Source organism: Rhizobium etli CFN 42 (genome assembly GCF_000092045.1).
In the GTDB taxonomy this organism is placed as follows: Bacteria; Pseudomonadota; Alphaproteobacteria; order Rhizobiales; family Rhizobiaceae; genus Rhizobium; species Rhizobium etli.
This window is the reverse complement of sequence record NC_007761.1, coordinates 3,363,290-3,375,034: the sequence shown is the minus strand read 5'-3', so window position 1 is coordinate 3,375,034 and position 11,745 is coordinate 3,363,290. Positions and strand designations below refer to the sequence as shown.

The following is an 11,745-nucleotide window of genomic DNA, read 5'->3' as shown; positions in this document are numbered from 1 at the left end:
GTTCGCGTCTCCGCTGTCTTTGGCGATCACATTGCCTCTATTGCCCGCTTGATGCCGTCAATCGAACTTCTCGGATCGTTGTTTTCGTCGTAAAGATTAACGCGCTTCGTGCATGCCGCGCCGGGATTGGTGTCCTTCTCGTCAAGCTCGCCATATTTCTCCGACATGCCCCAAACGGTGGCGCCTTTCAAGTCACCACGCTCGGCTGCGATGGTGATCACGTCACCGAAAACCTCGGCATAGGAGACCGGCGTGGGGACCTTGCCGCGGTCGAGGAAGTGACAGGACGCATCGAGTTCCGTGATAAAAACCCCGACACCCATATCCTTCAGCGCCGCACAGAATCGGCCCATTCCCTCCGGATCGATCCGATCGAGACCGGGGCGGAAATGCGATTGCAGCCCGACGGCGCCGATCGGCGTCTTTCTGGCGACGAGATCCTCGACAATCTTCAGGATGCGCACACGCTTCTGTTCGAACACGTCGGATTTTTTCTCCAAGTGCGTCTCGTTGAGAACCAGCATCGCATCGGGATTGGCCTCGTGTGCCATGTCGAAGCTCATGCGGATATAGTCGTCGCCAAGAAGGCGTCGGAAAACGCAGTCCCGCAGATCCGGCACATCATATTCCAACGGCTCGTTCACCACATCCCACGCATCGATCGACCCCTTATACCGACCGACAACTTGTTTTATATGACGGTTCATCGCCGCCCGAATGGTCTCAGCGTCGTTGATGGCGGACACCCAGTCGGGCGTGCGATACCAGACAAGCGTGTGTCCATAAACCCTCATGTTATTTCTGCGTGCAAACCCAACGACTTGATCGGCGGGGCCGAAGGAAAAGACGCCTGGCATCTTTTCCGTTGCATTCCACTTCAGCTGGTTTCGCGGCGTTATCGAATTGACGTTGTCGATGTACATTTGCGACGCAATCGAATTGCCGACATCCTCCGGATCGATCGCCGAACCGAATCGAAACGATTTTCTGTCGGCAAGGGCGCGCAGCCCCGCGGACGGCGGCACCTGGGCCAAAGCCTGACCCGCGCCGGCACATAACAGGGCGAGCGGAATGGAGGCGAGGAAACGTCTTCTATTCATTCTTTCTCTCACTGTTGGCTGTGTTTAACGTCTCGGGCGGAATCGACGGGGCCAAGCATGCGGACCACGATCCATCGGCGCTTCGATCTTAATTAATACATCTGTGCAACTTCCGATTTATTTCCACGGCGTGGATAACGACGGTAATTTCCAGATTTTTCTGCATAACCCAAAATATTAAGCCGGTGGGGAGGACGCTCGTTATGGAGGATTGGTTTAACTATCTGACGAGCTATTTTTATATGGCATTTCAGAATGCGGCTTTTTTTATGGCGACTGTTCGCAGCGGCGTATCCCTCCTTGATGATCGGCAGTTCGCGACCTTTGTTCTCGGCGCTGTCGGCATCATTCTCATCCTGTTCGGCAGAACCTCGTTGCAATTGCGTCGATCGGCATGCGTCGTCTGCTCGCTCAACGACGAACTTGAGCAGGCTACTCAGGAGCTCAATGTAGAGCGTCTGGCGTCTGGCGGGCGGTGACGAGGCCGAACGGTCAGGTCCAGACAGCTTGGCGGAGCTTTACAGGATCCTGTCCCGGCATCTCGGTGACGCAAGTCGCATCACCTGAAATGCGCCGCATGCGGCTCTAATCGCGATTTTCTGCCGGCGGCTCTTGGCGGGGAAGTTCCGGCTGCGTGCGGTTGGCCGCGATTGCGGGCTCCGGCGCGGGAAGCCATGTTCTGCCGGAAAAGTAATTCCTCGCCCTTTTCTGGGGGCCCGAGGTTGCATCCAGCGAGAGGGTAAAATTGTAACGGTCTGGATTGAGCACTTCGTGGGTGAAGGCGATGCTGGCTCCGAAGCCGTCTTCCTTGACATCCTTCAGGTTTTTTATCGCATTCAGGGTCTCATGAAAATCGAGCCATTGCGGTTGCCGCAGCATGGTTTCGAAAATGCGCAGGATAGCCGGATCGAGCTGGCCATTCTGATCCGTTCCGGGATCGACGACCTTCACGCGCATGCTGCTGATCGTGCCGGCGGCATCGCCACGAACGATGACGAAGATGGAATTCGCGAGCTGATCCTTTCCGCGTTTGGCGCTGTGCTCGTAAAAGCACTCGAACGTGTCGGCATTGAAGCTGGCCGCCGCCCATTCGCTGGTCTGAACGCCCGCTTGGCGTAGCGCTGCGCACATTGCAGGCCCGGATATGCGCCACGTGCGAAGAAAGGCCGATGCGGTCTCTGCCATGGGCGCTTCGGTGGCATGTAGCGGAAGCTTGTAGATCGCCGGCGGCGCCGGTCGGGGAAGGGCTTCGGGCGGTTGCGGCTTAACCTCAGGTGGAAAAAGGTCGAAACCGAAATAATGGCCGACCGCCCTCAGGTGTTTCATGTCGTTGGACAGAAGCACCGTTCCGATGACCAGCGAGAGGGAGATCGTCAGCAGCAACCAGAAGATCACGGGAATCCGCGGTTTTCCTGCCGGCTGTTTCGCATATGCGGGCGACGAATTATCGGGCAAGCTTGTCTTCTCCGGCACGCGAGAAGGGTTTCGTTGGTCTGTCTGGATCCCAGCAGTATACATGATCCGGTTAAATATCTTTTGGCTTCGTGTCTGCAACCGAGCGCCCATTCATCCGCGCCCTCATGAAAAGCGCGCGATCGGTTTGCCGAGCGCGCGTCAACAGCATTTCAGCCGAGAATTACCATTACAGCGTTCGGCAATTCGGCGAGGGGTAGCCGCTGATTTTGCCGCTTCTGTGATCGCATAAGAGGCGTCCTTGAAATGTATTGAAATAAATTCGGGTTTTCTGAAAAGATTGTTGAATTGACATGAGTATTCTCGCCTATAGGTCGAGAATGTGAAGGCATCTGATACCTATATCGGGTAAATGAACTAAAATTCGGCCCATATTCTCGCGCAAAACGTTTAAATTTGTGTGAAGAATTTCAAATTATGCTGAACATATATTTATTGGATGATGACTTTCGGCGGATTCGATCAAATTTTCGACGTATTAAGCGATAGGGATTGCGGTGCAACAGCAGAAAGGAGAGACCATGTCCATCGAGCTAGATGCTACAACCTATATTCACGCCAAACCGACAACCGCACATTCCTACATCTTGCCCAAGATCTTCGATGTGCTGGGGGATCATTTCGATGGTTCTGCGGAAAATGACGTCTTCGATCTCGGATGCGGCACCGGCGGGGCTGCCGCGGCTCTTACGAAAGCAGGATATGATGTCGTCGGCGTCGATCCTTCCAGCGACGGGATCGGCAAGGCCAATATCCGTCATCCCGGACTAGCGCTGAGCGTCGGCTCGGCCTATGACGACCTATCCCGGGAATATGGCAGCTTCAGTGCCGTGATCAGCCTGGAGGTCGTCGAGCATGTCTACGATCCGAAGACCTTCACCTCGACGATGTTTGATCTCGTCAAGCCGGGCGGCATCGCGGTGATATCGACGCCCTATCACGGCTATCTGAAGAATCTTGCACTGGCTGCGACGGGAAAAATGGACGATCACTTCATGCCGCTGAAGGATCACGGGCATATCAAGTTCTGGTCGAAAAACACATTGCGCACACTGTTACTGGAGACCGGCTTCGCTAACGTCCGTTTCGAATATGTTGGAAGAATTCCTGCCTTTGCCAAATCAATGATCGCCGTCGCCGACAAGCCGTTTAGCCAGTCGGCGCGACATGGCGCCGTTCGCCGCAGTAGTCCAGAGGTTGTTTCTACTGCATGCCGTCAAAAAAAACCGTGACAAAATATTTACTTTTAGTTGCATTCTTGCTTAAACTCTCCATTATACAGCGGGCGTATTGATGAAGCGGGAGACTTAAGCAAATGAAGGCCAAATCGCCGAATTCCATCGATGTCTATGTTGGCAACCGCGTGAGAGTTCGGCGAAAGACGCTCGGCATGACCCAGCATGGTTTGGCCGAACTTCTTGGCATCACCTTCCAACAGATTCAAAAATACGAAAAAGGAACGAACCGGATCGGTGCCAGCCGCCTTCAGCGCATTTCCGAGATCCTTCGCGTGCCGGTCGGCTTCTTCTTCGAGAACGGGGGTTCCGGGCCGATCGAAGGCGAGACGAGCGAATTGAACAAGTTTTTGTCCTCGAAGGAAGGGCTCGCGCTCAATAAAGCGTTCATCGCCATCGAGGATCCCAACGTCAGGCAGAAGCTGGTGGCCCTCGCCAAGACCCTGGCGACGGCGGGATTGTCTGAGGTCGATACTGACCTGCAGGATCCAGTTATGCACAATTGAGGACGGGCCGTGCTTCATCTGCAGACATTCGGCGATCTGCGGCTGACCGAGTCGGATGGCGAGCCGGTTCGCTATCCGATCAAGGGTCTGTTGATGTTGGCCCACATCTATGCGGGTGCGAGCAATGAACTCAGCCGGTATGAACTGGCCCAGTTTCTATGGAGCGAGGTCGAGCCCGAATTGGCGCGGCTCAATTTGCGCAAGTTGCTGTCCCGCATTCGCGAGATGGACGGCGGACGCACCGAAATAGCTTTCGATTTCACTGCCACGACGGTGTGCCTCAACAGGCAGGCGGTTTGCAGCGATCTGGATGTCTTTCGGGCCGGCGGCCCGCCGCTGGATCGATTACAGGCGATCGCCGAATCGACGCAGCGCGGTTTCATCGGAAATATCAAGCCGGCGACAAAGCAGATAGATTCTTGGATCAGGGCGCAGCGGGACGCCCATGCGCTGCAATTGCGTCAAGCATTGCTGGAGGCGTTGCCCGATGTGCAAAAGCCGGGCGCGGCGCGCATCATTTCCAGCGCCGCCCTGCAGATCCTCGAGCGGGATCCGAATGACGAACAGGTCAGGGCATTGTTGCATCGGCTATCTGGCGGCGCATCGTTTGGCGAGAGATTGCCGGAAGGCGGCGGCCAAGCAAGGGTGGAGGTGAAGCGTCCTGAGCCCGGCAGCCAGTCGCCCGATATTGAACGCATATCGCCGATCCCACGGATCCTTCCCCGTCTGGTGTTGCTTCCCCCGACGGCGAAGCACGCCGATGCCGGACTTGCGCTTGCCAACGCCCTGATCGAAGACGTCACAATCGAACTCTGTGCGCTTAGGCATATTTCCATCGTCGCTCCGCATACGGCCGGACAGATCCGCCGCGACTCCGAAAAAGCGGCGGTGGTCGCCAGGCACTCGATCGCCTATCTTCTCGATACCCGACTTTCCGAAGAGGGATTGTTCGCCCAGCTGATCTATTTCCCCACGGATGAGATCGTCTGGGCCAATCGCTTTAAGATGACCCCCGATATATTGCCGCGTCAAAGGCGCGTTATCGCCCAGCAGTTGACCGAGTCGGTGGCGCGCGAGCTTGCTGAAAACGAGGAGGAACGGCTACGTTTCGAAGCCAATCCTGAGGCGTATCACGCCTATCTCGTCGGCTCCAGCCTGATGAGCAAGCTGACGCTGCCGCACATCCGCCGGGCAAGGAAGGCATTCAAGCAGTCGCTGTCGCATAGGTCGGATTTCTCCCCATCATTTACCGGGCTGGCAAGAACTTTCACCAGCGAGTGGCTCGTGACGGCGCAGGGAAACAATGAACTGCTGCACCTGGCGGAGCAGCATGCGCTTCGCGCAATCGAGCGAGATCCGGGATCGGCGGCGGGCCACCGCGAGCTCGGGGTCACCAGACTTTATCTTGGTGATGTGGATGCGAGCGTCGCAGCCCTTCATCTGGCGGAAGAGCTCAGTCCGCATTTTGCCGATGTCATCTACAGTCATGCCGACACGCTCGTGCATGCATCCCGCCCCGGCGACGCGCTCGCCAAGATCAGAAAGGCAATTTCGCTCAATCCGATCGCTCCTGACGCCTATCTCTGGTGTGCCGCGGGAGCAAGTTTCTTCCTGGAACAGTATGAGGAGGCCATCGCCTATGTCGAGGCGATGAAAGACAAAGCGCCGGCCCATCGTATCGCCGCGGCCAGTTGCGCAATGATCGGCGATCGAAAACGGGCACTGTTCCATCGGCAGCGCGCCGAAAACATCAACCCGGTGTTCGACGTCGAGAAGTGGCTCGCCATCGTTCCCTTCAAGGAGCACTGGCAAAAAGAGCTATATCGGGAGGGCCTGTTAAAGGCTGGTTTTTAACAATGACTGAGGGGCGTTACATGGCGAAAGCTGTCATTATTGGAATACCGGGCGAGGAAGGGCTTTGGCTCGCCGATCTCGACGCAGGCACGGTCAAACCGCTCAATTCGACGGGGGAATTGGCGACTGCGAGCAGCCTGCGCAAAGCCGGTGGCATATTCGTGAAGGGCGTCGATTTGGCCGTCGCCGTTTCGTCGGCGCAGGTCGCGCTTTCCGGTCACGTCGACGGCTGAGCCGGCATTCTGACGGACCGGTCCATATATTCCGACAGGATCATATCGCCGCGGGACACTCTTTCCCGCGTCGAGCCTCTTTTAGCTCGGTTCGGCATTACCAGGGTTGCACGACATACCGGGCTTGATGACGTCGGAATTCCCGTCTGGTGCGCCTATACTCCGAATTCGCGCTCAATCGTGGTTGCCCAGGGAAAGGGTCTGACCGATGTCGACGCCGAAGTATCCACCGTCATGGAAGCCGTGGAACGGGCAGTTGCCGGCGAACCTTTCGTCGATCCTGTCCGCAGCACCTCGTTCGCTCTGCAGGCTATGGGGCACAAGATCGATACGCTGAGCTGCCTGATCGCCATGCATAAACCCGATCTCGGGCCGGACGAGGAGACGGAATGGGTGGCCGGCATCAATATCCTCACCGGCGAGGCGGTCTATATCCCTTTTGAGGCGGTGCTGCTCGACCGCACGCGCGACGCGCGATACTGGATGTCATCTGACGGCTTGGCATCTGGAAACAATATAGAGGAGGCGGTTTTCCACGGCGTGCTCGAGCGGATCGAGCGGGATGCGCATGTGCTGTGGCAGGTTGGCGGGGAAAGGGATCGTTATGCCGGCTGCGTCGACCCCCGCGGCTTCAAGGATGAAGCACTGACCGGGTTGATCGACAAGATCGAAAAATCAGGATTGGTCCTCAGGCTCTTCGATATCACAAGCGATATCGCCATTCCCTGTTTCGCCGCCATTCTGGGGCCTGCGGATTCCATTCTAGGCCAGCGGGCTCGCCACGGCGGCAGGGACATTCGCCTTGTCGAGGTGACCGGCGGTGCGGGAGCCCATCCATACCCCGTGCGCGCGGCGATCCGGGCGGTAACGGAAGCCGCGCAATCGAGGCTCACTTATATCAGCGGAGCCAGGGACGATATTTCTTCCGCCACGTTCTCGCGATCCTTGCCGCCGCTGATGCGGCGAGCCTTCGACGCAGTTCCCGCCTCCCCGGCTGCCGGTTCTGTTCGCCACCGAACGCCGGGACCTGGGGATCTGGCGTATTTGCTGCAGCATGTGCTGGAGGCTTTGCGAAACAAAGGGATCAGTTCGGTCATTGCCGTACGCCTCACCGACGACACGCTTCCTTTTGACGTCGTCAAAGTCGTTATCTCCGAACTCGAAAATCCGGAGGGGTCGCGTGCTCGCCGGTTCGGAACAAGGGCGCTCGCTAGAGCGATAGGTTTTTGAAGGTCATTTTCGCGGGTCCCAGTCTTCCCGACGCAGCCTCACTTGCCGGCGAGGGGATACGCGTCCTGCCGCCCGCCACGCAGGGCGATGTTCTGGCCGTGGTGGAGCAGGGTGCCAATGTCATCGGCCTGATCGATGGCGGTTTCGAATACGCCGCGCCGGTCTGGCATAAGGAAATTCTCCGTGCTCTTTCGCTTGGCGTGACGGTCTTCGGGGCGGCAAGCATGGGCGCGCTACGGGCTGCGGAATGTCATTCGTTCGGGATGATCGGGATCGGCCGCATTTTCGAAGACTACCGCACGGGCCGGCTGGTTGACGATGCCGCCGTCGCGCTCGTGCACGCGCCGAGCGGACTGGGCGGCAAGCCGCTGACGATACCGCTCGTCAATGTCAGCGCCACGCTCGATGCCATGGAAAGGAATGAGTTGCTCTCAGATCAGCTGCGCCAAATCATCGAGGACGCCGCGAGCGCAATATTCTTCAAGAGGCGGACGTGGCGGGCAATCGTTGAGCAATGCGCTGGCGTAGCCGAGCCGGATCGCCCGCACCTCCTGGCCGCTCTTGTGTCGCATTCCATTGATCAAAAGCGCATCGATGCACTGGAATTGCTGGGGGTAGTGCAGTCGACCGCGGATATTCGCGTAAACGCCGATTTGTCCTGGAAACTGCGCGAGACCTCGTTCTCCACACGGCCTGCATTGTGAAGCGAAGACGACGACCGTCACCGAGAGTTGTGTCACGCTTTTTTCACGGGCTCGACCGCGTCAGCCCGCGTATCATTCCTTCTATTCGTTGGAGAAATGGGCATGGGCGTGACATCGGGTGTTAAGATAAATGGAGATCTAGGGGCGAACGACGCTCTGGACGAACTGGTCGCATTGGCACGGATGATCGCCTATGCGCGACAGGTCGCTCAGGACGTCAAACTGCAATTCGCAACGAATTGCCTCGACCTTGCTCTTGAGGCGGTGAAGCAGGAAGTGGGGGAGGGATTGACCAGAGAGTTGGCCGAATTGAGCTCTCCGGTTCCCCTGCTGAGCATAAAAAGTCATTAGGCTGTGGTGACAAGTTAACTATTCAAGCAAAAGCAGATGCCTGGGCCAACTTGATGAAGCCGACGAAATTGGCGGCGAGCTTGTCATAGCCGGTGGCGAGGCGTCGCCATTGTTTGAGTTTGGACAAGAAACTCTCAATGCCTCAGCGCTGCTTGTAGGCATGCGGTTTCGGGCCGATGTGCCGGGCGGCGCCTTGCTGCTCCCGAACTTTGGATCACCGTGAAAATTAACGCGGGCTTCGAGGTTATGGCCGCCCGTGCACCGGTGATGGTCGCGAATAGTAGGGCCTCGATCAATTTAAGAAACGGATGCTGCCGGCGGAAATACGAGCTGCCGTGCAGGCCCAGTGTATTGGCAATCCATCTAATTATTGGCTTCGGAGCGGCCCCGCATCTCGTGGGCTGCTGGATGACTGCCTGCTTAGTCAGAATTTATGCGATGCCCGGCAGATAGATAGGCTCAAATGAATGGTACGCGGTTTCATTGACGTTGTCTCCGGGCAGGGAGACGGCGGCGATGCTCGTTTCAGCGGTCGTCTGGCGACCGGCCGGTCTGGCCGATCCCTGATCTCAATGGGTCAAATTGCGCTTCTGTGCCAGCAGCAAAATGTAATCGTCGGCAATGTCGGCGATAGCCATAGCGACTTCCGCCGGATCGCACCCTTCGACCTTCGTGTTTGCAATGAACTGATAAACCGCCTTCTCAATCTGTTTCCGGCAGATCATCACGCGTTCATCATAACCAAATTCCGGAATCTGCGATGCCATATCACTCATCAGATCGGCTCCTCACTACTTGCAGTGACCATGACACAAATTATAAGTTGAGCAAGCAAATGCTTTATGAACGGTTAATTCGATGGAGAGGTGCGACCATTTCGACACAGATTGGTGCGGGAGCGGACATTCAGGGCGTTGACGCGGGCGAGGCGTTTGGTGCTCCGCAGTCATCGTTCCATGCGGGGGGCCGCTCGAACCAGGGGGCTCTCTTAGGCTGCGGCTTGTCTTCCGGAGGGTCTCAAATCATCAGGCGAACTTGTCATGACCGGTCGAAGGCTGCCCTTATACCGGTCTGGCCGGTAGCGTGATGAACGGTGGTAATCCTTTGATTTCTCCGCATATTAAAGCTTCGTTCGTCTCCAGATCATCAACTCTTGTGAATTACGTCGTCAGGTTTTCGTTGATGGCCGGTTCGGAGACTGTCCGGCCATCGGCCATGGCCGCCGCGTTTAGAATGCCGGTTGGTCAGGGCGCTGCCGGCAAGGAAAAGCCGGAAGTAACCTCAGCAGTTTTATTCTTTCGGAAAGAATTGATGCCCGTTGAGGCCGGCGAAATATAACAACTCAGAGTGATCGAAACTTTAATAAAATTTTATCAAAAGGTAAAAATATACATTTCAGATGAAAGTTGTATTTAAATATCTATCATAAGATGAATTAGATTCCACTAATGATATCTAGGGGACGTTGTGAGTAAAATGGTAGAGACAGCATAATGATGTATAATCGATAATAAAATCATTTGTGTGACGACCTCTTGCTGTGCGCTGTTACAGCTGAGCGGAAGCATTCCGCGTCAATTGCGATGTGGACCAACACGATGCGCCGTAAAGACTTTGGTCTTAATTGTCGCTGTCGCGGATTTCTGGTCGTTCGACGCAAGATCCATCACCGTTGGCTCTGCGCCCGCCCTCGCAAAGTTGAGGACCCGCCGGGGTGGTGGCGGATCCTCTTAGATTGCCTGCACAGTACGAAGATATGATTGCTGTTAAAGTCGATGCTGTCACGGATTATTATTGAGATAAGTATGCTTTCCCACAATTATTGTCATGTCGGATGCCAGTATTCATGGTTTTTGAATTTCTACTTCAAAAGATGGGATAGTTACCAATGGAGCGGAAGCGCCAGCCTCCGAAGCATTTTCATTTTCTCTCGACGGGCGGAGATGCTCTATCGTCGCGGGGCCGCAGCGAACTCTCCGCCGCACCGTTCGATCTTCGACAAGCGACGGAACAAGGCCTTCGTTCGGAAACGTGACCACCCGCCGACCAGGGGGATAAGGGGGTCTAATTCCTCGAATTTCTTGAAATATTTCTGCTTTGATCGGCCGACCGGCCGGACCTTGGCCAACGCCTTGTTTGCGGCTCTGATGGCTTTTGAAAAGATCAGTTTGACTATGACGGCCGCAGCAAGCAGAGGGCTGTGATGATAGATGTGCCTAAGTGAGGTGGCGGCGCTGTGCCAATCTTTCAAAGCTGCAAATTTTGAGAATGCATAGAGGTGAGCCGAGGTGTGGGCGCAGCTGACGACGAAAGCGGGAAGCTCCGGATTGCGGGCGACACATTGCTCGGTCACCGCCAAAAGCGATCGGGCCATTCGGGATCTGTCGGCAGACATGGCGGTGGAATGAACGCGATAGCCCACCAGACCGAGTGGCACCGCCTCGATCTTGAAATGTTCGGCAGTGCGGAGTTCGAAATCGAAGTCTTCGCATCCTCCAATTCCCCGATCGGCATAGCTCGGCTCGTAGCCGCCGATTTTGTCAATGACGGCGCGGCGCACCATGAAGCCGCTGCCATTGCCGACAAAGCGGAAGACGAGGTGGCGAATGAGAATGGATCCGCGCGCGTTGAGCGACGAGCCGGACTTCGTGCAATATCCCTCGGAATCGACCAAACGGTGAAGGGCGTATACTGCTCCCCACCCGTCTGGCAGGGGATGGAGCGCTGTCAGCATTTTTTCAACGTAAGTGGGATGCCACAGGTCATCCGCATCCAGGAAGGCGATATAATCGGCCTTCGATGCTTCAATCCCGGCATTGCGCGCTGCGGCGACGCCACGGTTTTCCGTCGACAGAAGCTGGATCCTCGCGTCGACAGCGGCGAAGCGGCGGCAGATGGACGCCGTTTCGTCCGTCGAGCCATCGTTGACGACAATGATCTCCAGCGCCTCGTGGGTTTGATCGATGACAGACTGAAGCGTCTGGGCAATATAGTCACTGGCGTTATAGGCGGGGATCACGACCGCTACCAGAATTCCTGAGACCGGTGACATCTCCATC

General features: G+C 56.3%; 12 protein-coding genes and 1 pseudogene. 9 read left to right on the top strand and 4 right to left on the bottom strand.

What is annotated here, in order from left to right; genetic code table 11:
* Positions 1 to 26: 26 nt before the first annotated feature.
* Positions 27 to 1,100, bottom strand: a complete 1,074-nt coding sequence (locus RHE_RS16435; protein WP_011426446.1) for an endo-1,4-beta-xylanase — start codon at positions 1,098 to 1,100, stop codon at positions 27 to 29.
* A 203-nt stretch (positions 1,101 to 1,303) separates the two neighbouring features.
* Between RHE_RS16435 and RHE_RS16430 the strand changes: the two are divergent.
* Positions 1,304 to 1,667: pseudogene (locus tag RHE_RS16430) on the top strand (hypothetical protein).
* Between the two features lie 18 nt (positions 1,668 to 1,685).
* Here RHE_RS16430 and RHE_RS16425 read toward each other — a convergent pair.
* The gene (locus RHE_RS16425; protein ID WP_042118928.1) at positions 1,686 to 2,555 is read right to left on the bottom strand and encodes a DUF6030 family protein; all 870 of its coding nucleotides are present in this window, start codon (positions 2,553 to 2,555) and stop codon (positions 1,686 to 1,688) included.
* 539 nt (positions 2,556 to 3,094) lie between these two features.
* On the opposite strand from RHE_RS16425, the gene RHE_RS16420 reads away from it, so the two are divergent.
* The 7 genes from RHE_RS16420 to RHE_RS16390 all read left to right on the top strand — a co-directional run bounded on the left by RHE_RS16420 (position 3,095) and on the right by RHE_RS16390 (position 8,686).
* Positions 3,095 to 3,805 carry a class I SAM-dependent methyltransferase gene (locus tag RHE_RS16420; protein ID WP_011426444.1) on the top strand — a complete coding sequence of 237 codons (711 nt, stop codon included), beginning with the start codon at positions 3,095 to 3,097 and terminating at the stop codon, positions 3,803 to 3,805.
* Positions 3,806 to 3,888: 83 nt separating this feature from the next.
* Positions 3,889 to 4,314: a helix-turn-helix domain-containing protein gene (locus RHE_RS16415; RefSeq protein WP_011426443.1), complete on the top strand. Its 426-nt coding sequence runs from the start codon at positions 3,889 to 3,891 to the stop codon at positions 4,312 to 4,314.
* Between the two features lie 9 nt (positions 4,315 to 4,323).
* Positions 4,324 to 6,168, top strand: a complete 1,845-nt coding sequence (locus tag RHE_RS16410; protein ID WP_011426442.1) for a hypothetical protein — start codon at positions 4,324 to 4,326, stop codon at positions 6,166 to 6,168.
* Positions 6,169 to 6,188: 20 nt separating this feature from the next.
* The gene (locus RHE_RS16405) at positions 6,189 to 6,401 is read left to right on the top strand and encodes a hypothetical protein (protein ID WP_011426441.1); all 213 of its coding nucleotides are present in this window, start codon (positions 6,189 to 6,191) and stop codon (positions 6,399 to 6,401) included.
* 42 nt (positions 6,402 to 6,443) lie between these two features.
* A complete protein-coding gene (locus RHE_RS16400; RefSeq protein ID WP_042118925.1) occupies positions 6,444 to 7,631 on the top strand; it encodes a YcaO-like family protein in 1,188 nt (395 codons plus the stop codon).
* Positions 7,628 to 8,335, top strand: coding sequence for a TfuA-like protein (locus tag RHE_RS16395; protein ID WP_011426439.1), 708 nt, complete (start codon positions 7,628 to 7,630; stop codon positions 8,333 to 8,335). Before RHE_RS16400 ends, RHE_RS16395 begins: the two co-directional genes overlap by 4 nt.
* A gap of 102 nt (positions 8,336 to 8,437) precedes the next feature.
* On the top strand, positions 8,438 to 8,686 hold the full coding sequence (locus RHE_RS16390; RefSeq protein ID WP_041678731.1) for a hypothetical protein: 249 nt from the start codon (positions 8,438 to 8,440) through the stop codon (positions 8,684 to 8,686).
* 569 nt (positions 8,687 to 9,255) lie between these two features.
* Here RHE_RS16390 and RHE_RS16380 read toward each other — a convergent pair.
* The gene (locus RHE_RS16380; RefSeq protein WP_004676311.1) at positions 9,256 to 9,462 is read right to left on the bottom strand and encodes a hypothetical protein; all 207 of its coding nucleotides are present in this window, start codon (positions 9,460 to 9,462) and stop codon (positions 9,256 to 9,258) included.
* Between the two features lie 310 nt (positions 9,463 to 9,772).
* Between RHE_RS16380 and RHE_RS33670 the strand changes: the two genes are divergently transcribed.
* Positions 9,773 to 10,024 carry a hypothetical protein gene (locus RHE_RS33670; RefSeq protein ID WP_011426436.1) on the top strand — a complete coding sequence of 84 codons (252 nt, stop codon included), beginning with the start codon at positions 9,773 to 9,775 and terminating at the stop codon, positions 10,022 to 10,024.
* Positions 10,025 to 10,634: 610 nt separating this feature from the next.
* On the opposite strand, the gene RHE_RS16375 is transcribed toward RHE_RS33670, so the two are convergent.
* The gene (locus RHE_RS16375) at positions 10,635 to 11,744 is read right to left on the bottom strand and encodes a glycosyltransferase family 2 protein (protein ID WP_011426435.1); all 1,110 of its coding nucleotides are present in this window, start codon (positions 11,742 to 11,744) and stop codon (positions 10,635 to 10,637) included.
* Position 11,745: the final 1 nt, after the last annotated feature.

Coding starts and splice junctions, on each gene's coding strand:
- RHE_RS16435 (WP_011426446.1), bottom strand. CDS start 1,100: ATGAATAGAAGACGTTTCCTCGCCTCCATTCCGCTCGCCCTGTTATGT.
- RHE_RS16420 (WP_011426444.1), top strand. CDS start 3,095: ATGTCCATCGAGCTAGATGCTACAACCTATATTCACGCCAAACCGACA.
- RHE_RS16415 (WP_011426443.1), top strand. CDS start 3,889: ATGAAGGCCAAATCGCCGAATTCCATCGATGTCTATGTTGGCAACCGC.
- RHE_RS16405 (WP_011426441.1), top strand. CDS start 6,189: ATGGCGAAAGCTGTCATTATTGGAATACCGGGCGAGGAAGGGCTTTGG.
- RHE_RS16390 (WP_041678731.1), top strand. CDS start 8,438: ATGGGCGTGACATCGGGTGTTAAGATAAATGGAGATCTAGGGGCGAAC.
- RHE_RS16380 (WP_004676311.1), bottom strand. CDS start 9,462: ATGAGTGATATGGCATCGCAGATTCCGGAATTTGGTTATGATGAACGC.
- RHE_RS33670 (WP_011426436.1), top strand. CDS start 9,773: ATGAACGGTGGTAATCCTTTGATTTCTCCGCATATTAAAGCTTCGTTC.
- RHE_RS16375 (WP_011426435.1), bottom strand. CDS start 11,744: ATGGAGATGTCACCGGTCTCAGGAATTCTGGTAGCGGTCGTGATCCCC.